The organism is Delftia sp. PE138, assembly GCF_018320755.1.
Taxonomy (GTDB): Bacteria; Pseudomonadota; Gammaproteobacteria; order Burkholderiales; family Burkholderiaceae_C; genus Comamonas; species Comamonas tsuruhatensis.
Window position 1 is genome coordinate 1,773,839 of the sequence record NZ_JABEPN010000001.1, and the last position, 22,371, is coordinate 1,796,209.

The 22,371-nt window shown below is 67.0% G+C and carries 24 protein-coding genes; 8 read left to right on the forward strand and 16 right to left on the reverse strand.

Going from position 1 to position 22,371, the window contains the following annotated elements:
* Positions 1-76: 76 nt before the first annotated feature.
* Positions 77-898, reverse strand: a complete 822-nt coding sequence (gene dkgB, locus HFGMBDPB_RS08025; protein WP_212645177.1) for a 2,5-didehydrogluconate reductase DkgB — start codon at positions 896-898, stop codon at positions 77-79.
* Positions 899-1,040: 142 nt separating this feature from the next.
* On the opposite strand from dkgB, the gene HFGMBDPB_RS08030 reads away from it, so the two are divergent.
* On the forward strand, positions 1,041-1,934 hold the full coding sequence (locus tag HFGMBDPB_RS08030; protein ID WP_212645178.1) for a LysR family transcriptional regulator: 894 nt from the start codon (positions 1,041-1,043) through the stop codon (positions 1,932-1,934).
* A gap of 101 nt (positions 1,935-2,035) precedes the next feature.
* On the opposite strand, the gene HFGMBDPB_RS08035 is transcribed toward HFGMBDPB_RS08030, so the two are convergent.
* From HFGMBDPB_RS08035 to tkt, 6 genes are all read right to left on the reverse strand, one after another.
* The gene (locus tag HFGMBDPB_RS08035; protein ID WP_046985618.1) at positions 2,036-2,395 is read right to left on the reverse strand and encodes a tRNA-binding protein; all 360 of its coding nucleotides are present in this window, start codon (positions 2,393-2,395) and stop codon (positions 2,036-2,038) included.
* A gap of 70 nt (positions 2,396-2,465) precedes the next feature.
* On the reverse strand, positions 2,466-2,699 hold the full coding sequence (locus tag HFGMBDPB_RS08040; protein ID WP_212645179.1) for a hypothetical protein: 234 nt from the start codon (positions 2,697-2,699) through the stop codon (positions 2,466-2,468).
* A 127-nt stretch (positions 2,700-2,826) separates the two neighbouring features.
* Complete coding sequence (gene gap, locus HFGMBDPB_RS08045; protein ID WP_047326356.1) at positions 2,827-3,828, reverse strand: type I glyceraldehyde-3-phosphate dehydrogenase; 1,002 nt, start codon at positions 3,826-3,828, stop codon at positions 2,827-2,829.
* Between the two features lie 40 nt (positions 3,829-3,868).
* The gene (locus tag HFGMBDPB_RS08050) at positions 3,869-4,657 is read right to left on the reverse strand and encodes a hypothetical protein (RefSeq protein WP_152683518.1); all 789 of its coding nucleotides are present in this window, start codon (positions 4,655-4,657) and stop codon (positions 3,869-3,871) included.
* Positions 4,658-4,673: 16 nt separating this feature from the next.
* Positions 4,674-5,135 carry a hypothetical protein gene (locus HFGMBDPB_RS08055; protein ID WP_209672469.1) on the reverse strand — a complete coding sequence of 154 codons (462 nt, stop codon included), beginning with the start codon at positions 5,133-5,135 and terminating at the stop codon, positions 4,674-4,676.
* A 55-nt stretch (positions 5,136-5,190) separates the two neighbouring features.
* Complete coding sequence (gene tkt / locus HFGMBDPB_RS08060; RefSeq protein WP_212645180.1) at positions 5,191-7,227, reverse strand: transketolase; 2,037 nt, start codon at positions 7,225-7,227, stop codon at positions 5,191-5,193.
* Between the two features lie 117 nt (positions 7,228-7,344).
* Here tkt and HFGMBDPB_RS08065 point away from each other — a divergent pair, with 117 nt between their 5' ends.
* Complete coding sequence (locus tag HFGMBDPB_RS08065; protein ID WP_034363410.1) at positions 7,345-8,133, forward strand: nucleotidyltransferase family protein; 789 nt, start codon at positions 7,345-7,347, stop codon at positions 8,131-8,133.
* 132 nt (positions 8,134-8,265) lie between these two features.
* Complete coding sequence (locus HFGMBDPB_RS08070; protein WP_034363409.1) at positions 8,266-9,102, forward strand: sulfite exporter TauE/SafE family protein; 837 nt, start codon at positions 8,266-8,268, stop codon at positions 9,100-9,102.
* A 55-nt stretch (positions 9,103-9,157) separates the two neighbouring features.
* Here the strand turns inward: HFGMBDPB_RS08070 and fba are convergent, their stop codons facing one another.
* The 3 genes from fba to HFGMBDPB_RS08085 all read right to left on the reverse strand — a co-directional run bounded on the left by fba (position 9,158) and on the right by HFGMBDPB_RS08085 (position 12,432).
* Complete coding sequence (gene fba, locus HFGMBDPB_RS08075) at positions 9,158-10,222, reverse strand: class II fructose-bisphosphate aldolase (RefSeq protein ID WP_013804528.1); 1,065 nt, start codon at positions 10,220-10,222, stop codon at positions 9,158-9,160.
* Between the two features lie 129 nt (positions 10,223-10,351).
* On the reverse strand, positions 10,352-11,737 hold the full coding sequence (locus tag HFGMBDPB_RS08080) for a histidine kinase dimerization/phospho-acceptor domain-containing protein (protein ID WP_212645181.1): 1,386 nt from the start codon (positions 11,735-11,737) through the stop codon (positions 10,352-10,354).
* Positions 11,734-12,432, reverse strand: coding sequence for a response regulator transcription factor (locus HFGMBDPB_RS08085; protein ID WP_026062623.1), 699 nt, complete (start codon positions 12,430-12,432; stop codon positions 11,734-11,736). The genes HFGMBDPB_RS08080 and HFGMBDPB_RS08085 overlap by 4 nt, the downstream gene beginning before the upstream one ends.
* 93 nt (positions 12,433-12,525) lie before the next feature.
* Between HFGMBDPB_RS08085 and HFGMBDPB_RS08090 the strand changes: the two genes are divergently transcribed.
* Complete coding sequence (locus HFGMBDPB_RS08090) at positions 12,526-13,302, forward strand: phosphatase PAP2 family protein (RefSeq protein ID WP_074920863.1); 777 nt, start codon at positions 12,526-12,528, stop codon at positions 13,300-13,302.
* Positions 13,303-13,314: 12 nt separating this feature from the next.
* Positions 13,315-13,899 (forward strand): phosphatase PAP2 family protein, encoded by a 585-nt coding sequence (locus HFGMBDPB_RS08095; protein ID WP_046238297.1) that lies wholly within the window; start codon positions 13,315-13,317, stop codon positions 13,897-13,899.
* Positions 13,900-14,041: 142 nt separating this feature from the next.
* On the opposite strand, the gene pyk is transcribed toward HFGMBDPB_RS08095, so the two are convergent.
* Positions 14,042-15,478, reverse strand: a complete 1,437-nt coding sequence (pyk, locus tag HFGMBDPB_RS08100; RefSeq protein WP_016449840.1) for a pyruvate kinase — start codon at positions 15,476-15,478, stop codon at positions 14,042-14,044.
* A gap of 466 nt (positions 15,479-15,944) precedes the next feature.
* Between pyk and HFGMBDPB_RS08105 the strand changes: the two genes are divergently transcribed.
* The gene (locus HFGMBDPB_RS08105; protein ID WP_212645182.1) at positions 15,945-17,216 is read left to right on the forward strand and encodes a TIGR03118 family protein; all 1,272 of its coding nucleotides are present in this window, start codon (positions 15,945-15,947) and stop codon (positions 17,214-17,216) included.
* Between the two features lie 39 nt (positions 17,217-17,255).
* Here the strand turns inward: HFGMBDPB_RS08105 and HFGMBDPB_RS08110 are convergent, their stop codons facing one another.
* From HFGMBDPB_RS08110 to HFGMBDPB_RS08125, 4 genes are all read right to left on the reverse strand, one after another.
* Positions 17,256-18,074, reverse strand: a complete 819-nt coding sequence (locus HFGMBDPB_RS08110; protein ID WP_016449842.1) for a hypothetical protein — start codon at positions 18,072-18,074, stop codon at positions 17,256-17,258.
* A complete protein-coding gene (locus tag HFGMBDPB_RS08115) occupies positions 18,067-19,449 on the reverse strand; it encodes an aminopeptidase P N-terminal domain-containing protein (protein ID WP_016452064.1) in 1,383 nt (460 codons plus the stop codon). Before HFGMBDPB_RS08115 ends, HFGMBDPB_RS08110 begins: the two co-directional genes overlap by 8 nt.
* 102 nt (positions 19,450-19,551) lie before the next feature.
* A complete protein-coding gene (locus HFGMBDPB_RS08120) occupies positions 19,552-20,082 on the reverse strand; it encodes a rhodanese family protein (protein ID WP_016449844.1) in 531 nt (176 codons plus the stop codon).
* A gap of 25 nt (positions 20,083-20,107) precedes the next feature.
* A complete protein-coding gene (locus HFGMBDPB_RS08125; protein ID WP_017404646.1) occupies positions 20,108-20,425 on the reverse strand; it encodes an ArsR/SmtB family transcription factor in 318 nt (105 codons plus the stop codon).
* Positions 20,426-20,506: 81 nt separating this feature from the next.
* Between HFGMBDPB_RS08125 and HFGMBDPB_RS08130 the strand changes: the two genes are divergently transcribed.
* Entirely contained in the window at positions 20,507-21,403 is an 897-nt protein-coding gene (locus tag HFGMBDPB_RS08130; RefSeq protein ID WP_017404645.1) for an MBL fold metallo-hydrolase, read from the forward strand.
* Between the two features lie 57 nt (positions 21,404-21,460).
* Positions 21,461-21,871 (forward strand): OsmC family protein, encoded by a 411-nt coding sequence (locus HFGMBDPB_RS08135; RefSeq protein WP_016449847.1) that lies wholly within the window; start codon positions 21,461-21,463, stop codon positions 21,869-21,871.
* 81 nt (positions 21,872-21,952) lie between these two features.
* On the opposite strand, the gene HFGMBDPB_RS08140 is transcribed toward HFGMBDPB_RS08135, so the two are convergent.
* Entirely contained in the window at positions 21,953-22,249 is a 297-nt protein-coding gene (locus HFGMBDPB_RS08140) for a hypothetical protein (RefSeq protein WP_016449848.1), read from the reverse strand.
* Positions 22,250-22,371 lie beyond the last annotated feature (122 nt).

Here is a 22,371-nt window from a genome sequence, read left to right on the forward strand (position 1 = left end):
TACCCCTAGGGTCCGCATTGCGTTGCTCCAGGTCAAAGCTCGCCGGGCCACCCAGGCCCTCCGTCACGACCGCGGTTCAATCCCAGGCCGGAGCCAGCCCGTCTGGGCTGACCTGGCGGTCGCCGCGCTCCAGCGCGGCGATGCGCTGCATGTCTTCGGCGCCCAGCACCAGCTGGCAGCTGTCCAGGTTGGCCTGCAGGTGGGCGCGCCGGGTGGACGAGGGAATGACGGCATACCCCATGGCCATGGCCCAGGCCAGCGCCACCTGGGCGGGCGTGGCGCCGCGGGCGGCGGCGATGTCGGCCAGCACGGGATCGGCCAGCAGCTTGCCGTAGCCCAGCGTCATGTACGAGGTGGTGTGGATACCCTGCTGGCGTGCGAAGTCGGTGACGGCGCGGTTTTGCAGATAGGGGCTGAGCTCGATCTGGTTGGTGGCGATGTTCGTGGCGCCCACGGCGGCGATGGACTGCTGCAGCAGCGCGATGTTGAAGTTGGACACGCCGATGTGGCGCGTCAGCCCCTGCTCCCTGGCGCGCATGAGGGCGCCCAGGCTGTCCTCCAGCGGCACGCTGCGCGAAGGCCAGTGGATCAGCGTCAGCTCCACATGGTCGGTGCGCAGGGCTTCAAGGCTGAGCTCCAGGCTGGGGATCAGCGCGTCGGCGGACAGGTTCTCGGTCCAGATCTTGGTGGTGAGGAACAGCTGATCGCGCGGCACGGCGCTGGCGGCGATGGCGGCCCCCACATCGGCCTCGTTGCCGTAGATCTGGGCGGTGTCGATGGCGCGGTAGCCCACTTCCAGGGCCTGGCCCACGGAGTGGCGCACCACCTCATCCTTGAGGCGGAAGGTGCCCAGGCCGAAGGCGGGCACCACGGAAGCGAGAGAGGCAGTCGATGTCATGCAGGACTTTCAAAAAAAGCAAAAAAGGCGCGGAACAACGCCTCGAAGACTGCAGTCTGGCGCGTTCACGCTTGCAGATAAAGCCTGGTATCGGCAGAAAATATTTGACGCTGCAGCAACAATTGCGCCAAGCTGGCATCCCATGAAAACCACGCTGGACGAACTGCAGGCCTTTCGCGCCGTGATCGACTGCGGCAGCATCACGGCGGCGGCCGAGCAGTTGGGACAGACCACCTCGGGCATCAGCCGCAGCCTGTCGCGCCTGGAGAAAAAGCTGGCCACCACCTTGGTGCGGCGCACCACGCGCAGCCTGGAGCTGACCGAGGAAGGCGCGCGCTTCCTGGCCCGCACGCGCGAGGTGCTGCAGGCCCTGGACGCGGCCGAGGAGGAACTGGCCGCGCGCCGTGAGGCGCCGGCCGGGCTGCTGCGCGTCAACGCGGCCTCGCCCTTCATGCTGCATGCCATCGTGCCGCTGGTGGGTGAGTTCCGCGCGCTCTATCCGCTGATCACGCTGGAGCTGAACACCGATGACCTGCACATCGACCTGCTGGCCCAGCGCACCGACATCGCCATCCGCATCGGCGAGCTGCGCGACTCCACGCTGCATGCGCGGCTGCTGTGCCACAGCCTGCTGCGCGTGCTGGCCAGCCCCGCCTACCTGCAGGCCCATGGCCCCGTGGCGAGCGTGGCCGCGCTGGCGCGCCACCAGCGCATCGGCAACAGCCAGGTGCCGGGCCTGAACCACTGGCCGCTGCGCACGCCCGAGGGCGGCGACCGCTGGGATGCCGCGCCCCAGCTCACGGCCTCCAGCGGCGAGACCATGCGCCAGCTGGCCCTGGCCGGCCAGGGCGTGGTCTGCCTGGCCGACTTCATGACCGTGCGCGATCGCGCCCAGGGCGAGCTGGTGCAGGTGCTGGCGCGCGAGACCGTGCAGCAGCGCCAGCCCATCCACGCCGTCTACTACCGCAACACGGCGCTGGCCGCGCGCATCACGGCCTTCCTGGACTTTCTCGCGCAGCGCATGGCGTCAGGTTGAGAGGTGGCGTCGCATTCCGGCGCCGCCCCGGGAACGACTGGGAGGCAGCCGGCCGCATCGTCAAGGCGGCCGGCGCGCGCATCGAATAGTCCGCAAGGCCGTCACAGCAGCTTGGTGCCCAGCGGCACCTCGCGGTCGGGCACGCACAGCGCGACCTCGCCGCTCTCGTTGTGGAATCCCGTGACCAGGCATTCCGAGCGCATGGGACCGATCTGCTTGCTGGGAAAGTTCAGCACGGCCACCACCTGGCGGCCTATCAGTTCCTCGGGCCGGTACAGCGCCGTGATCTGGGCGCTGGACTTGCGCAGGCCCAATTCGGGGCCGAAATCGACCTGCAGCACATAGGCCGGGCGGCGCGCCTCCTTGAACACCTGGGCGTCCACGATGCGGCCCACGCGCAACTCCACCTTGAGGAAGTCGTCAAAGCCAATGGTCTCGTGCAATGCGGATGAAGTAGTCATGCGGCCATGATGCCGCGCCGCCAGTGCCGGCTTTGTCGAGCAACGCTTGCAGTGCGGAACAGTGGCGGGCTCACGAACGCGCGCAGGCATGCGCAAGCCGTGCCATCGCTTCCTGCTGCGGCAAATGCGTGAGGGCCTTCGCAGCCGGCAGATGCACAGAGCAGAAATAGGCCAGTCCCTGCGGATGGGACAGCATGTCGGCCTGCTCGGCGCAATGGTCGGCAAAGCACAGCCAGTCTCCGTGCAGCAGGCCGGGTTCCTGCGTCGGGTCCTTGTTGCAGACGCTGCAAAGGGCGGGTTGCATGGCGGTCGAATCACGGGAGTTGAACAGGCCGCCAGTGTCGCAGCCTCCATGAAAAAGGCCGGCATCGCGTCCGATGCCGGCCTGGTGCGAGGCCCTTCGACAGGCCCCGCAGCGGTTCACGCCAGGATTACTTGGCGGCGACCACGCGCACCATTTCCAGGCACTTGTTGGAGTAGCCCCACTCGTTGTCGTACCAGGACACGACCTTCACGAAGGTCTTGTCCAGGGCGATGCCGGCTTCGGCATCGAACACCGAGGTGCAGGACTCGCCGCGGAAGTCCGTGGCCACGACCTTGTCTTCGGTGTAGCCCAGCACGCCCTTGAGCGCGCCTTGCGACTGGGCCTTCATTTCGGCGCAGATCTCTTCGTAGCTGGCTTCGCTGTTCAGCTCCACCGTCAGGTCCACCACCGACACGTCGGAGGTGGGCACGCGGAAGGACATGCCGGTCAGCTTCTTGTTGAGCTCGGGAATCACCACGCCCACGGCCTTGGCTGCGCCCGTGCTGGAGGGAATGATGTTTTCCAGGATGCCGCGGCCGCCGCGCCAGTCCTTGTTGCTGGGGCCGTCCACGGTCTTTTGCGTGGCAGTGGCAGCGTGCACGGTGGTCATCAGGCCGCGCTTGATGCCCCACTTGTCGTTGAGCACCTTGGCCACGGGAGCCAGGCAGTTGGTGGTGCAGGAGGCGTTGGAGATCACGTCCTGGCCAGCGTAGGTCTTGCAGTTCACGCCGAAGACGAACATCGGGGTGCTGTCCTTGGAAGGCGCGGACATGATGACCTTCTTGGCGCCGGCAGCCAGGTGCTTGCGTGCGGTCTCGTCGGTCAGGAACAGGCCGGTGGCCTCGATCACGATGTCGGCGCCGACTTCGTTCCACTTCAGGTTGGCGGGGTCGCGCTCCTGCGTCAGGCGGATGGTCTTGCCGTTGACGATCAGGTTGGAGCCCTCCACCGAGACCTCACCCTTGAAGCGGCCGTGCACGCTGTCGTACTTGAGCATGTAGGCCAGGTAGTCGGGCTCGAGCAGGTCGTTGATGCCCACGACTTCGATGTCGCTGAAGTTCTGCACGGCAGCGCGGAACACCATGCGGCCGATGCGGCCGAAGCCGTTGATACCAATTTTGATTGCCATAGAAATTTCCTCAGTAAAAAAGTTTCAAGAACCTTGCTAATCAAATACCGCCCAGCATATTATTCATAAATAGTTCACCTTTTTTTGCAGGCTTTATTTTTTCGAAAAAAACGGGTGCACGAGGAACAATACCACGACATTCATCAATACAAGATTTGTCTGACAACATAAAGGTATCTGGGCTATACATCGGTTTGAACCCTCTATTTTTATGACTGCCCACTGCGCCATTTCGGTCCCATATAGCCAAGGCCGTTTCCTTTGAAACAGGCTTCGCCATTGCGATTACTTCCGCCAAGGTCACCGTTCCGACACCTATATGAAAGCCAATCAAATTAGAGACCAAATCTTCCTGACTGAACCCACTATCAGTGACAAATTTCGGAAATAATTCTTGATGAGCCTCGAATTCCAAACTCACCTCCATGAAAATGGCTAATGCAACCGATTTTTTCTCCGCCACAGATAAATTGTGTCGAACAATATATTCCCGCTTAACTCCTGAAGAAATTCTATTGCCAAGTGCAAACATTTCTTGAACGTGCACCACTCTAAAACCTGTAGAAATCTTGTCCGGAAACGTCACTAATGGGTAAGCATTCGCCCTTGAAGGGAGGGTACAAAGCTGCGGATGTGAGCCAAGGCACTGTCTAACATCGGGACCACCAGCATTGATTTCGCGCCAAAGAGTCTCCGCGCCAGTATGAGCTCTCTTGGATTTTGGATTCATATGCCCTAAATCGAGCCATCCAAAGTTGCAGGTATAGACAAGCCCATAAACGCTGTTCGCGGCCAGCGAACCATCCAATATATCTTCGCGCTTACTCATCCCTTCCCCCCTGTGTTTACTCGTTACCTAAGAATTCAACAGTAACATCCTTGCACACACCATCTCCCGAAAGAAATACTCTAGCCGTCAGAAAATCACTATTCTCACAATCCATATTCAATATAATTGACGAATTTGAATTCGATATGGAAGAATTATTTTTGCAAGATTTATTCTTATATATTGATTCGTATTCTTTTAAAATATCAACACCTGGCGCCAAGCTGCCATAAGTCACCGAGCTGAATGGGGCACCCGCACCATCACGGCCTTTCCATCGATACTTGGGATCTCTACATTCCGCCACAAGCTCAACAGATCGAAGATGTGCGGGCGCTCCAACGCGTAAAGCAATCGAATATCGACCAGCACCGCTCACATCAAAAGTAGACCAAACGAAACCCCAGAACAGTAAAAATGCAGCCACCAGGCCGACCAAAACGAGACGTATCACCTTGATGGTTTTTCTGTCTTCCATTTCGCTCGTCCGTGGTGGCTGCATTGCACTGGTTACGAAGAGGCGGGCTGTCGACTTAACGCTTGAGCGCAGCCTGCACGGTGTCGGCCACGTTCTCTGCCGTGAAGCCGAAGTGCTTGAACAGCACGGGCGCGGGGGCGGATTCGCCGTAGGTGTCGATGCCGACGACAGCGGCGCAGCCGTACTTCCACCAGAAGTCGGTCACGCCCATTTCCACGGCGATGCGCGGCAGGTTGGCCGGCAGCACCTGGCTCTTGTACTTGGCGTCCTGCCTGTCGAAGGTGGTGGTGCTGGGCATGGAGACCACGCGCACGGCGACCTTGCGCTCGGCCAGCAGCTTCTGGGCGGCCAGGGCCAGCTGCACTTCGGAGCCGGTGGCGATGATGACGGCCTGGGCCTTCTTGTTCAGGCCGACGGCCTTGGGCTCGGACAGCACGTAGGCGCCGCAGGCGATGTCGTCCAGCGCGTCTTCGGTCTTGGCTGCGTAGGCCAGGTTCTGGCGCGACAGCAGCAGGGCCGTGGGCTTGTTCTTCTGGCTCAGGGCCACGGTCCAGGCGACGGCGGTTTCCGTGGTGTCGGCAGGGCGCCAGACATCCAGGCCCGGGATCAGGCGCAGAGAGGCGGCGTGCTCGATGGACTGGTGGGTCGGGCCGTCTTCGCCCAGGCCGATGGAGTCGTGCGTGAAGACATGGACCACGCGCTGCTTCATCAGCGCGGCCATGCGGATGGCGTTGCGGCTGTAGTCGCTGAAGGTCAGGAAGGTGCCTGCGTAGGGGATGTAGCCGCCATGCAGGGCGATGCCGTTCATGATGGCGGCCATGCCGAACTCGCGCACACCGTAGTTGATGTGGCGGCCGATCTTGCCGTCTTCGGTCATGACCACGGCACCCTTGTCGTCCACGCGCAGCGAAGGCGTGCTCTTGGTGTTGGTCAGGTTGGAGCCGGTCAGGTCGGCCGAGCCGCCCAGCAGTTCGGGCAGGGCTGCGGTCAGGCCTTCCAGGGCCAGCTGGCTGGCCTTGCGGCTGGCCACGGTGGCGCCTGCGTCATGCGCGTCGGAGGCGATCTGCGCGGCGATCTCGCCGAAGTTGGCGGGCAGGTCACCGGCCATGCGGCGCTTGAATTCGGCAGCCAGTTCGGGGAAGGCCTTGGCATAGGCGGCGAACTTCTTGTTCCAGGCCGCTTCGGCCTTGGCGCCGGCGGCCTTGGCATCCCAGTCGCCGTAGACGCTGGCGGGGATGTCGAAGGGGCCGTGCTCCCAGCCCAGGGCTGCGCGGGTCAGTGCGATTTCCTCGGCGCCCAGGGGCTCGCCGTGGGCCTTGGCCGTGTCCTGGCGGTTGGGCGAGCCCTTGCCGATGCTGGTCTTGCAGCAGATCAGCGTGGGCTTGTCGCTGCTCTTCTTGGCGGCGGCGATGGCGGCATCGATGGCCTGCACGTTGTGGCCGTCCACGTCGCGCACCACGTTCCAGCCATAGGCTTCGAAGCGGGCGGGCGTGTTGTCGATGAACCAGGGGGCGACCTTGCCGTCGATGGAGATGCCGTTGTCGTCGTACAGCGCCACCAGCTTGCCCAGCTTCCAGGCGCCGGCCAGGGCCGCGGCCTCGTGGCTGATGCCTTCCATCAGGCAGCCGTCACCCAGGAACACGTAGGTGTGGTGGTCGACGATGGCGTGGCCTGCGCGGTTGAACTCGGCGGCCAGCAGCTTTTCGGCCAGCGCGAAGCCCACGGCATTGGTGATGCCCTGGCCCAGCGGGCCGGTGGTGGTTTCCACGCCGGGGGTGATGCCCACTTCGGGGTGGCCGGCCGTCTTGCTGTGCAGCTGGCGGAAGTTCTTGAGCTCGTCGATCGGCAGCGCGTAGCCCGTGAGGTGCAGCAGCGCGTAGATCAGCATGGAGCCGTGGCCGTTGGACAGGATGAAGCGGTCACGGTCAGCCCATTGCGGGTTGACGGGGTTGTGCTTGAGGTGACGGCTCCACAGTGCCACGGCCATGTCGGCCATGCCCATGGGGGCGCCGGGGTGGCCGGAGTTGGCTTGTTGAACGGCATCCATTGCGAGTGCGCGGATCGCATTCGCCATTTGTTGAGTGTTGGCCATCAGGGCGCTCCGTGAAGGAGGGGGTAATCAGAGTAAGCCGGCTATTTTAAAGGACGCGGGTTTTCGGCTCCCGCGCGCGGGGCAATGGCCGCTGGCAATGGTCTACAGTTGCGCTCCATGACCGCCTCGCCCATCCAGCCGTTCCCCGCCGCCAAGGCGCTTTTCCTCACCGAGCAGCCACCGGCCATGCTGCTGGCCGCAGGCCGTGGCGAGCGCATGCGGCCGCTGACCGACACCTGCCCCAAGCCGCTGCTGCAGGTGCAGGGCCGGCCACTGCTGCAGCACCACCTGCAGGCCCTTGCGCAGGCCGGCGTGCGCCGCGCCGTGGTCAACACGGGCTGGCTGGGCGAGCAGATTCCCGCGCGCTTCGGGGCGCGCTTCGCGCCCGACACAGGTGGCGAGCCGCTGCATCTGGCCTATTCCCCCGAGCCCGAGCAGGCGCTGGAGACCGCAGGAGGCATTGCGCGCGCGTTGCCGCTTCTGGACACGGTGTTCTGGCTGGCGGCCGGCGATGTCTACGCGCCCGACTTCGATTTCCCGTTCGAGGCGGCCCGCGAATTTGCCGCCAGCGGACGGCTGGCCCATCTGTGGCTGGTGCCCAACCCCGAGCACCATCCGCGTGGCGACTTCGGCGTGGACGAACTGGGCCTGGCCTGCGACTGGCCCGAGGGCGATGCCCGTCCGCGCCAGACCTACGGCACCATTGCGCTGCTGCGCGCCGAGCTGTTTGCCGCGCCCTGGTGCGACATCCCGCCCGGCAACCCCGACGGTTGGCGCGTGCCGCTGGTGGCGCTGCTGCGCCGGGCGATGGCCGCCGGCCAGGTGAGCGCCAGCCTGTATGCCGGGCGCTGGACCGACGTGGGCACGCCCGAGCGGCTGCAGCGGCTCAACACGCCAGCCGCCTGAGACGTCGGACTGACACGCCGGCCTGGCACGTTGGCCTGGGGCGCCCGCTGGTGACTTCGGCGCCCGGGCAGGCGAAGGCGCTCCGTGTTAGCGTCGCCGGTTCGGCGCAGCGGCGCGCCAGAAAGCGTTTCGATGAGTGTGATCCAGTATGTGATGTTCCTGGCCCTGGTGGGCCTGGCCACGTTTTGCCAGAACCTGACGGGCTTTGCCTTCGGGCTGATCTTCGTGGGCGTGGCCGGTGCCACGCACCTGATGGGCATTGGCGATGCGGCCAACGTGGCCTGCCTGCTGTCCGTGGTCAACGGCGTGGCCTACCTGCGCGCCCACCGCCAGGTGCCGCAGTGGTCCCTGCTCAAGCCCATGCTGATCAGCAGCGTCATCGGCGTGATCGGCGGCGTGCTGCTGCTGCAGTGGCTCAGCGGCAATGCGCTGAGCGGGCTGCGCATGCTGCTGGGCCTGGCCATCGTGGCCTGCGCGCTGTTGCTGCTGCTGCAAAAGCAGGTCAACGCGCAGGTGTCGGGGCCGGTGTCGCTGTGGGTGGCCGGTGTGGCCTCGGGGCTGCTGGGCGGGCTGTTTGCCACGCCAGGCCCGCCCATGGTCTACCACCTGTACCGCCAGCCGCTGGACCGCCTGGTGGTGCGCCAGTGCCTGTTTGCCATGTTCCTTACCTGCGCGCTGCTGCGCCTGGTGATGGTGGCCTGGGAGGGCGAGATCACCGCCAGCGTGCTGCTGGCGGCGGCCCTGGCCTTTCCCGTGGTGACGGTGGTGACCTGGCTGCACATGCGCCATCCGCCCGCCCTGCCCAAGCGGCTGGTCGAATGGATGGTCTGCCTGCTGCTGGTGCTGTCGGGCACCAGCCTGCTGGTGTCGGGCTGGAACGCCAGCCACCCCCAGCCCGTGGTGCCCGATGACGAGATGGCCATGGCCGTGCCCCAGCGGTCCCAGGCTGCGGCCCCCGCGCCGCGCTGACAACAAAAAAGCCCGCAGGCGGACCGGCGGGCTTTTTTGAAGGGGAAGGAACCGTTCAGTTCACGACCTGCTGCAGCGAACCGGCAGCGTACTTGGCGGCCATCTGCTCCAGCGTGTAGCCCTTGATCTTGGCGCCCTGGCCTTCGCAGCCGAACTCGATGTAGCGGGCCTTGCAGATCTGCTTGGCGGCTTCGCGGGCGGGCTTGAGCCATTCGCGGGCGTCGAACTTCTCGGGGTTCTCGGCCAGGAACTTGCGCACGGCGCCGGTCATCGCCAGGCGGATGTCGGTGTCGATGTTGATCTTGCGCACGCCGTGCTTGATGGCTTCCTGGATTTCCTCGACGGGCACGCCGTAGGTTTCCTTCATGGCGCCGCCGTACTGGCGGATGATTTCCAGCAGTTCCTGGGGCACGGAGGAGGAGCCGTGCATGACCAGGTGGGTGTTGGGCAGGCGGGCGTGGATTTCCTTGACGCGCTGGATGGACAGGATGTCGCCCGTGGGCTTGCGCGTGAACTTGTAGGCGCCGTGGCTGGTGCCGATGGCAATGGCCAGCGCGTCCAGTTGCGTGGCCTTGACGAACTGGGCCGCTTCCTCGGGGTCGGTCAGCAGGGCCGAGTGGTCGAGCACGCCTTCGGCACCCACGCCGTCTTCCTCGCCGGCCATGCCGGTTTCCAGCGAGCCCAGGCAGCCGAGTTCACCTTCGACGGTGGCGCCCAGCTTGTGGGCCATTTCCACGACCTTGCGGGTCACGTCCACGTTGTATTCGAAGGAGGAAGGCGTCTTGCCGTCTTCCATCAGCGAGCCGTCCATCATCACCGAGCCGAAGCCCAGGTTCAGCGCGCCCTGGCAGATGGCGGGCGAGGTGCCGTGGTCCTGGTGCATGACCAGGGGGATGTGGGGATACTGCTCGGCGGCGGCCTGGATCAGGTGCTTGATGAAGGGCTCGCCGGCGTACTTGCGGGCGCCTGCGCTGGCCTGCAGGATGACGGGCGCGCCCACTTCGTCGGCGGCCGACATCACGGCTTGCACCTGCTCCAGGTTGTTGACGTTGAAGGCGGGAAGACCGTAGCCGTTTTCGGCAGCGTGGTCCAGCAGTTCGCGCATCGAAACGAGAGGCATGTGTAGGGTCCGTATCAAGTTGTTGAGAGGGGGATGCCCCTGCCGCATGGCGGCCGCCGCTGCGTCATGGGTTCGCTGCGGGGCTGCGGCCGGGGGATCGCGGCAGTAACCGCTTGGTAACTGGCGATTTTAACCAGCTGCCGCCAACCCTGTCCCGGGCATTCCCATGCGGTAGCAGGTCGTGAAGCCTTCGGGCGGCGCGGCCTCGCCAAAGCTTCCCTGGTGGGCGCGCAGCACGCGCGCCACGATCTCGTGGCCCAGGTGCAGGCTGTCCACGGGCGCTGCCGCGCGCTCTGCGCCGTCACGGAGGCCGTCGCTACGGCGGCCGTCATCGCAGACCTGCAGCCAGACCTCGCCATCCGGCCCCTGCCCGGCCTGCACCTCGATCTGCGTGCCGTGCGGTGTGTGCTTGAGGGCGTTTTCCACCAGGTTGCGCAGCGCCAGCTCCAGCAGCACGGCATTGCCCATCACGCCCAGTGCCTCAGGCGCCTGCACGGACAGGCTGCAGCCGCGCTGCCAGGCCGCCTGCGCATGGGCGGCCACCACCTGGCGGGCCAGCGCGGCCAGGTCCACGGGCACGGGCGGGTCGGCCAGCATGGCGCGTCCTGCGCGCGCCAGTGCCAGCAGCTGGCTGAGCACATGGCCGGCGTGCAGCGCGTCCTGGCCTATGCGCGCCAGCGCGGCGCGCTGGGCCGGAGCGTCCATGGCGCCGGCCGGCGCATCGCCCAGGGCACGCGCCTGCAAGGCGATGGAGGCCAGCGGCGTGCGCAGTTCATGGGCCACTTCGTTGGCCAGGCTGCGCTCTCGCTCCAGCGCCTCCTGCTGGCGGTCCAGCAAGGTGTTGATGGAGTTCACCACGGGCATGAATTCCCGAAGCGCGTGGCGGTGCGAGACGCGCTCGGCCTGGGCCAGGTCCAGGCGCTCGACCTCGCGCGAAAGTTCGTTGAGCGGCCGCATGCCGCGTCGAATGGCCAGCCCCAGCGCCAGCGCGACCACAGGCAAAAGCCACAGGCCCGGCTCGATCATCTGGCCCGCGATGTCGTCGGCCAGTTCGTCGCGCTCCTGCAACTCGATCATCACGCTGACCTTGCGTGCATGGTCGCGGCTCCATTGGGTGAAGCTGCGCCAGGCCCGATGCTCGGGACCCAGGCGCAGGGTGGCAAAGCCCTGCTCGGTGTCGAAGGCGGGCTCGGGCGCATCGCCCGTGCGCGAGATCAGCCGCCCCGCGCCATCCCACAGGGCCACGCTCAGCGACTGCTGGTAGTCGTGGGCCATGAGGCCGGGGGGCTCATGCACGGGCGTGGCTGCTCCCTGGCCTACGGCGCCTGCGACTTCCAGGTTGAGCACCAGCGCAGCGACGCCGGCCAGGTGGCCGTCGGTGAGCTCGTCTGCCTCGTGCACGCCGGTCTGGTAGCCCAGTGCCACGAAGCTGGCCCAGACCACGACCAGCGCGCCCAGCATCCAGGCCATCAGATGCCAGATCAGCGAGGGGCGGCGCTGCTGCGCGGTGCTCATGGGTTCTCCGCAGGAAGAAAGTAGCCCACGCCGCGCATGGTGACGATGCTGGCATTGCCCAGTTTCTTGCGCAGGTGGTGGATATGGACCTCGACGGCATTGCTTTCCACGGCCGTGCCCCAGCTGTAGAGATGTTCCTCGATCTGCTGGCGCGAGAGCACGCGCCCGCGCGCCTGCAGCAGCACCCAGAGCACGGAGAACTCGCGCGGCGACATCTCCACCAGCTTTCCGTCGCGGCGCACGGTGCGCGCGGCCGGATCGACTTCCAGCTCGCCATGGCGGATCACGGGTGCCGCCTGGCCTCCTGCGCGGCGCAGCATGGCGCGCAGCCGCGCCTCCAGCTCGTCGATGTCGAAGGGCTTGACCAGGTAATCGTCGGCACCCAGGTCCAGCCCGGCGATGCGCTCGCGCACCTGGTCGCGCGCGGTGAGGATGAGCACGGGCGTGTTGGGGTCCGGCAGGGCGTGGCTGTCGCCACCCGGGCGGCGCGGGCTCCGCAGGCGGCGCAGGATTTCGCTGCCATCGCCGTCGGGCAGGCCCAGGTCCAGCAGCACGGCGTCGAAGCGCTCCATCTCCAGCGCATGCCAGGCATCGGCCACGGTGGAGCAGACGTCGACCGCATAGCGGCGCTGTTGCAGATTGGCCTGCAGGCCTGCGGCAATGCCCGCATTGTCTTCGACGACCAGTATTCGCATGCGCGCATTGTGCAATGGCCGCTGCCGGCTGCGGCGCCAGACGATGGCCGCACGCCGGGGCATGCGTTAAGACGGGTTTAAGCCGCGCTTCTCATGCTGCCGGCCATGCCGACACCTGAACCCCGAGATTTTTCCGCCGCCCCTGCGCAGGGCCCCTCCTTCAAAAGCACCCTGCTGTGGACCCTGGCGGCGCTGGCCGTGGTCCTGGCCTGGGATGCCGGCGCCCTGGACCTGGCCATGGCCCGCTGGTTTGGCGACGCCGATGGCTTTGCGCTGCGTTCGGACTGGTTCTTCGTGAACATCGCCCACGAAAGCGCACGCCGCCTGGCCTGGCTGGTGGTGCTGGGCCTGACGCTGTGCGTCTGGCGGCCCATCGGCCCGCTGCGCCTGCTGCCTCACGGGCGGCGCGTGCAGCTGGTGGCGGGCATCTTGCTGTCGCTGGCCCTGATCTCGCTGCTCAAGTACACCAGCGCGACCAGTTGCCCCTGGGACCTGGCCGAGTTCGGCGGCGTGGCGCGCCATGTCTCGCACTGGTCGCTGGGCCTGGCCGACGGCGGGCCGGGCCGCTGCTTTCCCGCAGGACACGCCTCTGCAGGCTTCGCCTTTCTGGCCGGCTATTTCGCGCTGCGCCGCCATGCACCGCGCGCAGCCTGGATCTGGCTGGCCGTCTCGCTGGCCGCAGGCCTGTCGATGGGCCTGGCCCAGCAGATGCGCGGCGCCCATTTCATGAGCCACACGCTGTGGACCGGCTGGCTGTGCTGGACGGCGGGCTGGCTTTTCGACCTGGCGGTCACGCGTGCGCTGCGCACCCGGGACAGCGCGCCTGACTCCCTGTGGCCCGCCGCCAGCCTTCCGCCTTCCACTCCCTGATCAAGCGTTGCCATGCTGCCCCTGGACCCCGCCCTGTTCACGCTGCTGAACGCCAACGCGCAAACGCCCGCCATCTCGATCGAGGCGGCGCGCGCCATCTCCTCCTGGCTTCCCTCGCTGTGCGCCCTTCCCGTGATGGCCGGGTTGCTGCGCGGCTCGCCCGCCCTGCGCCGCACGCTGGTGCTGGCCCTGCTGTCCATGCTGGCCGCCTGGGCCGTGGCACGGCTGGTCCGCTGGGGCTTCCCCGCGCCGCGTCCTGCCCAGCTGGGCATGGGCGTGCAATGGGTGGAACACGCGCTGCGGTCCAGCTTTCCGAGCATGCACGCCACGGGCGCCTTTGCCCTGGCCCAGGCGCTGACCCTGGGCTGCACGCTCCACCGCCGCTGGGTCATGGTGTCCGCCTGGTCGCTGGCCCTGGGCATGGGCTGGAGCCGCGTGCACCTGGGCGTGCACTTCCCGTCCGATGTGGTCGGCGGTGCCATCGTGGGCATCTGCAGCGCCACCCTGGTCTGGCATGCTGCGCTGTGGCGCCGCCTTGCCGTCATGCCCAACCTGCTGCCCTACAACGCACGAACCCACTCAGGCAGGCCCCGATAGACCATGGCGAAGGCATAGCGCACGGCACATAAAACTGGCGCCCCCCAGAACGAGGGACACCGAGCAAGGGCCGCCCCGCCGCGAGGGTGTCGTCCCCCCCCCCGCGTAGCGAGAGGGGGAAGGCGCGAAGCGCCTCAGGGGGTTAGTTCACACGACATATCTTCAGCATGTTCGTGCCACCGGGCTGGCCCATGGGCTCGCCGCAGGTGATGGCGTAGACATCGCCGCTTTGCACGATGTTGCGCGCGCGCAGATGGCCTTCGGCCTGGTCCAGCGCGGTGTCGCGGTCGGCGCTGGTGTCCATGAGCAGGGGGCGCACGTTGCGGTACATGGCCATCTTGCGCTGCGTGGAGATCTTGGGCGTGAGCGCGTAGATGGGGATGTGGATGCGGTGGCGGCTCATCCACAGCGCGGTGGAGCCGCTGTCCGTCATGGCGACGATGGCCTTGGCGCCCAGGTGGTGGGCCGTGAACAGCGCGCCGATGGCGATCGACTGGTCGATGCGCGAGAACTGGCGGCCGGTGAACTCGGCATCGCTGTCCGGGTCTTCGGCCGCTTCCGCGGCGGCGCAGATCTTGGCCATTTCCTGCACGGTCTCCAGCGGGTACCTGCCGGCGGCGGTCTCGGCGCTGAGCATGACGGCGTCCGTGCCGTCCAGCACGGCGTTGGCCACGTCGCTGACCTCGGCGCGCGTGGGCACGGGGTTGGTGATCATGCTCTCCATCATCTGCGTGGCGGTGATCACGAACTTGTCCATGTCGCGCGCCATGCGGATCATCTTCTTTTGCAGCGCGGGCACGGCCGCGTTGCCCACTTCCACGGCCAGGTCGCCGCGCGCCACCATGATGCCGTCGGAGACATGCAGGATCTCTTCCAGGCGCGGAATGGCCTCGGCGCGCTCGATCTTGGCGATCAGGCCGGGCTTGTGGCCGTACTGGGCCGCAGCCACGTTGCACAGCTGGCGCGCCATCTCCATGTCGGTGGCGTTCTTGGGAAAGCTCACGGCCACGTAGTCGGCCTGGAAGCTCATGGCGGTCTTGATGTCCTCCATATCCTTGGCCGTCAGCGCCGGGGCCGTCAGGCCGCCGCCCTGCTTGTTGATGCCCTTGTTGTTGGACAGCTCGCCGCCGAGCTTGACGGTGGTGTGCACCTCGTCGCCACGCACATGGTCCACGGTGAGCACGATCAGGCCGTCGTTGAGCAGCAGCACGTCGCCGGGCTTCACGTCGCGCGGCAGTTCCTTGTAGTCCAGGCCCACGCCGTTGATGTCGCCGGGCTCGGTGCGCGACGCGTCGAGCACGAAGCGCGCGCCGGGCTCCAGCATGACCTTGCCTTCGGCGAACTTGCCGACGCGGATCTTGGGGCCCTGCAGGTCGGCCATGATGGCCACCTCGCGGCCTGCGCGCTGGGCCGCCTCGCGCACCATGGTGGCGCGGTCGATGTGGTCCTGCGCCTTGCCGTGGCTGAAATTCAGGCGCACCACGTTGACGCCTTCGCGCACCATCTGTTCCAGCAGTTGCGGGTCGCTGGAAGCGGGGCCCAGGGTGGCGACGATCTTGGTGGCACGGCTCACTTGCATGGAATGTCTCTCGCTCAGGGTTTGTAATCGGGTTTCAATTCTCACACGAATGCGGTTACATGAAGGCAACATTCCGGCATGCGGTGCGGGCCTGAAGACCCCGCGTCCTGAGCCTGCGCAAGGGGGCGGCCGGATGCCGCTGCCATCGCCGAACACTGCGGTGCACTGCCTTTGCCGCTATTGCTTTTGATGCTGCACGGCAGCATTCCCGGCAAAGGCGCTGTGCCATGCCGGCCTCCTGTGAAAGCAGTTTTGCCCGCCGCGTTCGCAATGCTCACCGCGCCGCAGGACACCACAGAATCAGACTGGTCCACATTGACGCGGCCCGCCCCTGCTTCCTAGCATCGCCTTCATATTCCTGTGGTCCACCCGGCCCGCAGGCCGCAGCCAGAACATACGGTTCCCCTTGGTTTCGCATGCTCAGCCAGTCCATCCACAGCTTTGCCATGCCACCAGGAAATCCACCATGCTTGACCGCAGACGCTTTGTTCTGACCACCCTGGCCTCCCCGGCGCTGACCGCCTGCGGCGCGGGTGGCGATGTTGCCGCCAACCGCTATGTCCAGACTCCCCTGCTCGCCAGCCATGCGCGCTACGGCGCGCGCTTCACGCAGCCCGGCTTCGTCAACGGCTGGGGCATCGCCATCCGCCCGGCCGGCGCGGGAGGCCATTTCTGGATTGGCGGCGGGGGCACGTCCTGGCAGTTCATCGGTGACGTGGCTCGCTCGGCCGATCCCGGGATGCGCGCCCTGCACCAGGACGGCCTGCGCGAAGTGGCCGTTCCGCGCTCCGATGCCCTGACCGGCGATGACAGTGCCGGCAAAGTCACCGGCGTGGTCTACAACGGTGCGCCCCTGGACTCGCAGCTGCTGCGGGTCCGGCAGCAGCCTGCCGCCGGACGCCTGCTCGAGGGCTCGGCCCGCTTCGTCTTCGTGACCGACAGCGGCAGCGTCAGCGCCTGGACGGAGCGCGATGCGCAGACGGGCGCCATCGTCCGGGTGGACGGCCCTGCGGTGGAAATGTTCAATGGCGCCGACCAGGGCATGGCTTTCTTCGGGGCCGCCATCCACACGGGCCGATGGGACCGCGTGTGGATGGCCGACTTCGGCGCCCGGCCCCAGATCCGCACGCTGGACGCGCAGTGGCAACTGGTGCCCACCCAGGGCTTCGCCAACCCGTTCGCATCAGGCGCGGCAGGCGAGGCCCGGCCCGGTGATCCGGTGCCCTTCAACATCCAGGTCGTCAACGACGGCCGCCGCGACCGCGTGTTCGTGCTCTATGCGATCAGCCAGCCCGACCCGGACGATCCCCTGGCGTTCCATGCCGGCGAGGAGGATGCGCTGGACGCAGCCGCAGAAGCGGCCAGCGGCAACCGGCCTGCGCGCGGCAGGCTGGCCGAGTTCGACCTCGACGGCCGCCTGCTGCGCATGTATGAGGACGATGGACGCCTGAATGCGCCCTGGGGCGTGGCCATCGCTCCTGACGGCTTCGGCGCACTGGCGGGGCACCTGCTGGTCGGCAACTTCGGGGGAGCAGGCCGCATCTGTGCCTTCGACCTGTCCACGGGCCGCTATGTGGACGATCTGCGCGACGCGCAGCACCGCCCCGTGGCCATCCCCGGCCTGTGGGCCCTGCAGTTCGGCAACGGCGTGGCCCTGGGCGACAGCGACGCGCTCTACTTCGCCGCCGGCCCCGAGGACGAGACCGAGGGCCTGTTCGGCTCGCTGAGGCTTCTGTGACGCTTCATCCTGGCGGTGTCAGTGCGCAGACGCCAGGCCTCACACCAGCCCGTGCGAGAGCAGGTAGGTGATGGCATGGGCCACCATGGCCGCCTCCAGGCCATAGCGCCAGAACAGGAAGCCGCCCACGGCGCCGTGGACGACCTCGAACAGCAGCAACTGCAGCACCAGCGCGTCCGACAGGCCGCCCCAGGTGCTCCAGGCCAGGGCCAGCTGCAGCATGCCCCACAGCAGGGCCGACAGCATGACGGACCACCAGCCCAGCGTCCATCCCGGGCGGCGGTCTGTGCGCCCGCTCAGCCGCCACAGCAGCCACATCACCAGCGTCATGCCGCCCAGCCGCATCACCAGCTCGGCCGTGATGCCCGCGTACAGCATCTTGGCGCCCAGCGGCATGGCGTAGACGGGGTCGATCAGGGTCAGGTCGTCGGGCCAGGCCAGGGCCAGGGTCACCAGCCAGGCCGCGCCGACCACGCCGCCGGCCAGCCCCGGCAGCGTGAGGTAGCGCACGGCGCGCTGGGGCGAACGCCCGGCCACCCAGGTGGTCAGCAGCGGTGCGGACAGGCCCAGCCGCGGCCCCAGCCACACGCCCACGCCCACGGGCAGGGCCAGCAGCGCGGCCATCACGCCGATGCCGGTGAGCGGCGTGACCAGCGGCTCCACGGGCAGGCCCAGCATGCGCATCCAGTCGGGCAGCACGAACCAGGCCATGGCCGCCACGCCGGGCAGCCCCAGCAGCCAGAGCACCGTGAAGATGCGCCAGCTCAGCCGGGGCAGTGCGGGTGCGGCATAGGCCGATGGGGCGGGCATGAGAGTGGACACGGGGCCGGTGGTGGGCAGGCTGGCGTTGTCAGTCACGCATCAAGGCTTCTATCTCGTCGGGCTCCACGGGCACGCCGCGCGTGATCAGCTCGCAGCCGGTCTCGGTGACGATGGCATCGTCCTCGATGCGGATGCCGATGTTGTGGAACTGCTCGGGCACGCCGGCCGCAGGGCGCACGTAGATGCCCGGCTCGATGGTGGTGCACATTCCCGGACGCAGGATGCGGCTGGGGCGGTTGGTGATGGTCTCGCCCGACAGCGGGTCCTTGCGCTCGTGCGACTGGCCCAGCTCCGAAGGCTCCACATAGCTGCCGCAGTCATGCACGTCCATGCCCAGCCAGTGGCCGGTGCGGTGCATGTAGAACTGGAAGAAGGCGCGCTGCTCGATCACGTCCTGGGCATTGCCATAGACCTTTTTGTCCAGCAGGCCCAGATCCAGCATGCCCTGCGCCAGCACGGCCACGGTGGCGTCGTGCGGATCGTTGAAGCGCGCGCCGGCCCGCGTGGCCGCCACGGCAGCCTTCTGGCTTTCCAGCACCAGCTCGTAGAGCGCGCGCTGCGGGCCGGTGAAGCGGCCATCGGCGGGGAAGGTGCGCGTGATGTCGCTGGCGTAGCCGTCGAGCTCGCAGCCGGCGTCGATGAGCACCAGTTCGCCCGCGCGCACGGGGGCCTTGTCGGCCTGGTAGTGCAGCACGCAGGCATTGGCGCCGGCGGCCACGATGGAGCCGTAGGCCACGTACTGCGAGCCCTGCTGGCGGAATTCATGCAGCAGCTCGGCATCCAGGTGGTATTCACGCACTTCCTGGCCTGCGCGCAGCATGCGCGCCGAGCGCTGCATGGCGCGGATATGGGCCTGGGCGCTGATGGCGGCGGCGCGGCGCATGATGTCCTGCTCGTGGGCGTCCTTGACCAGGCGCATCTCGTCCAGCAGCGTGCACAGGTCGCCCTGCTCGGACGGGCACAGCGCGCCAAAGCGCACCCGTGCGCGCACCTGGCCCAGCCAGCCTTCCACGCGCACGGCCAGCCCTTCATGCGTGGCGAACGGATACCAGAGGCGGCCCCGGTTCTCCAGCAGGCGCGGCAGGCGCGTATCGATCTCGGCGCTGGAGAACGCCTGGCTCACGCCCAGCGTGGCCACGGCAGCCTCGGGGCCCAGGCGGATGCCGTCCCAGATTTCGCGCTCCAGGTCCTTGGGCTGGCAAAACAGCACGCTGGTGCCATCGGCGGCCAGTACCAGGCAGGCATTGGGCTCGGCAAAGCCGGTCAGGTAATAGAAATAGCTGTCGTGGCGGTACAGATAGCCGGTGTCCCGGTTGCGCTGGCGCTCGGGAGCGGTGGGAATGATGGCGATGCCGCCGGCGCCCAACTGGGCGGCCAAGCGTGCGCGGCGTTGGGCATAAACAGATGTCATGCAGCTATCGTACTGCCGTCCGGGGTTCTCCACAGTCCCCGGAACAGGGGAAGGAGGGGGGGGCAGCCGGCCGGCGTCAGGTGGACTTCAGCGCAGACACCGTCACTGCCCCAGGGCGCGCCGATTCCAGGGCGCCTTCATCAGCATGCGCGCCAGTCCGCAAAAGCCGGTGGCACCAGCCACGATCAGACCGCAGCCCACGAAGGCCGAAAGCAGGTGCCACCACGGTGAAACCGTGGCACCGAGCACGGCGCCCAGCAGAGCCAGCCCGCCCGCACCCAGTTGCACCTGGCGCTGCAGCTCCAGCGGCTGGCGGCTGTCTTGCAGCACGGGCAGGCCTTCGGCCTTCCAGGCGTCCAGGCCGCCGTCGAGCACATGGCCGACACAGCCGGGCGGCAAGGCAGCCGCCAGGGCCTGGGCGTTGAGCCGCGTGCGGTTGCCGGAACGGCAGTGAAAGACCACGGCGGCCGGCGCATCGCCCCAGGCCTGGGCGCCCAGGCGCTCCATGGGCATGCTGCGGGCGCCTGCCATGCGTTCGCGCGCATGTTCGTCGGGCGCGCGGATGTCGATGAGCCAGGCGCCTTGCGCCTGCAACTGGCGGGCGGCCTGGGCCGAGATGAGGGGAAGGGACATGGGACGACTCCTGGGGTGGGGGTTTTCAGGGACAGAAGATGCTCTTGAGTGCCGCCACCAGCTTTTGCGCATCGGGATCGGCGATGCGGTAGTACAGGGTCTGCGACTCGCGGCGGTAGGCGACCAGGCCCTCCTCGCGCATGCGCGCCAGATGCTGGGACAGGGCCGACTGGCTCAGCGGGATACGCTCCAGCAGCCCGCCCACCGACAGCTCGCCATGCTCGATCAGCAGGCACAGCACCAGCAGGCGCCTCTCGTTGCCCACGGCGCGCAGCAGGGCGGCGGCGCGCGCCGCACCCTGCTGCAGGAAAGCCTGTTCGGAGGAGAGGATGGGTTGGTTCATGATTAAGAAAAATCTAATTTAGCAAATTCTAATATACTTGCCGGCAGGCTGCACTGGAGCCATCGACAAAGGAGTGCTTTCATGACCTCGCCGCTGCGCATCGCGCCATTCTTCGACGAAGCCACCCATACCGTGACCTACCTGGTCTGGGATGCGAACACGGGCGAGGCCGCCGCCATCGACCCCGTGCTCGACTACGACCATGCCAGCGGCCAGGCCCACACCGGCTCGGCCGATGCCGTGCTGGCCGCCGCGCAGGCCCAGGGCCTGCGCCTGCGCTGGATCCTGGAAACCCATGCGCATGCCGACCACCTCAGCGCGGCCCCGTACCTGCGCGAGCGCACGGGCGCCCCGATCGCCGTGGGCGAGCACATCCGCGAGGTGCAGCGCATCTTCCGCCCCGTCTTCAACCTGCCCGCGCCCGCCGGGGAGCCGCCTTTCGACCGACTGCTGGCAGACGGCGACAGCCTGCCCCTGGGCGGGCTGCGCATCGAGGTGCTGCACACGCCCGGCCATACGCCCGCCTGCGTGTCCTACCGCATCGAGGATGCGGTCTTCGTGGGCGATACGCTGTTCATGCCCGACTACGGCACGGCGCGCGCCGACTTTCCGGGCGGCGATGCGCGCACGCTGTTCCGCTCCATCCAGCGCCTGCTGGCCCTGCCGCCCGCAACACGCCTGTTCATGTGCCATGACTACAAGGCGCCGGGCCGCGACCGCCACGCCTGGGAAACCACCGTGGCCGACCAACGTGCCGGCAACGTGCATGTGCACGCGGGCGTGGACGAGGCCAGCTTCGTGGCCATGCGCAACCGGCGCGACGCCACGCTGTCCGCGCCAGCCCTGCTGCTGCCCGCCATCCAGGTCAACATGCACGCAGGCCATTGGCCCGAGGCCGAGGCCAACGGCGTGCACTACCTCAAAATTCCGCTGCGCATGAAGCATCGGCCCCAGGCAGCGGACGCGAAGCAGGCGTAGAGTCGTCCGTTGGCTCCCCCACCCCTCTTGCGACACCCCCAGGACAAAGGACCTTCCATGATCCACAGCGCCCATGCCACCAGCACGGACACCCCCTATCGCGTCACGCTCGCAGACCCCCAAGGACACCGCTGGCACGTGGACGAGCCCGCGGACAAGGGCGGCGGCGACACGGCGCCCAACCCCCTGCAGCTGCTGCTGTCGGCCCTGGGCGCCTGCACCACGGTCACGCTGCAGATGTATGCGGCGCGCAAGCAGTGGAAGCTGGAGCAGGTGGATGTGCAATTGCGCCTGAACCCCGAAGGCACGCCGGCCAGCGGCAACCTGATCGAACGCCAGATCACCCTGCAAGGCGACCTGGACGACGAACAGCGCCAGCGCCTGCTGCAGGTGGCCGAGGCCTGCCCCGTGCACAAGCTGCTGGCCGGCGAAGTGCACATCCAGACCGCGCTGCAGCTGCCCGCCTGAGCGAAGGACTGGCCACCATGCAAAAGGCCCTGCGGCAGGTATGCCGCAGGGCCTTCGGAGTGGACGGGGACATGGCCGGCGTCAGGCTTCGCTGACCTCGATCTCCCCCGTATCGACATAGAGTTCGAACTCCCGCTTGGCCAGCGACACGGTGATCGGCTGATCCTCCTGGGTCCAGGACAGCACATAGCTTCCGATGGCCGTGGCCACCTGCACACGGGTGCCACGCGGAATGTCTTCCAATTGGCCATCGCCTACCCGGTGCTGCACATTGCCGGTGACCGTGGCTTCGAATTTCTCGGGGAATCGCTGGACTTCCACGGCGCTCTGGACCGCCTCTTCAGCGGCTTCGGCGTGCGTCTGTACGGATGTATTCATGGCGTTTTCTCCTGTAAGAGTGAGGCCGGCGCCCGCCAAAAGGACGGGCGCCGGGCCGTTCCTCGAATGTAAACAATGTTCCTGAGAATGCGCTGTCAGCGAACAGGCCCAATATCTGCGAT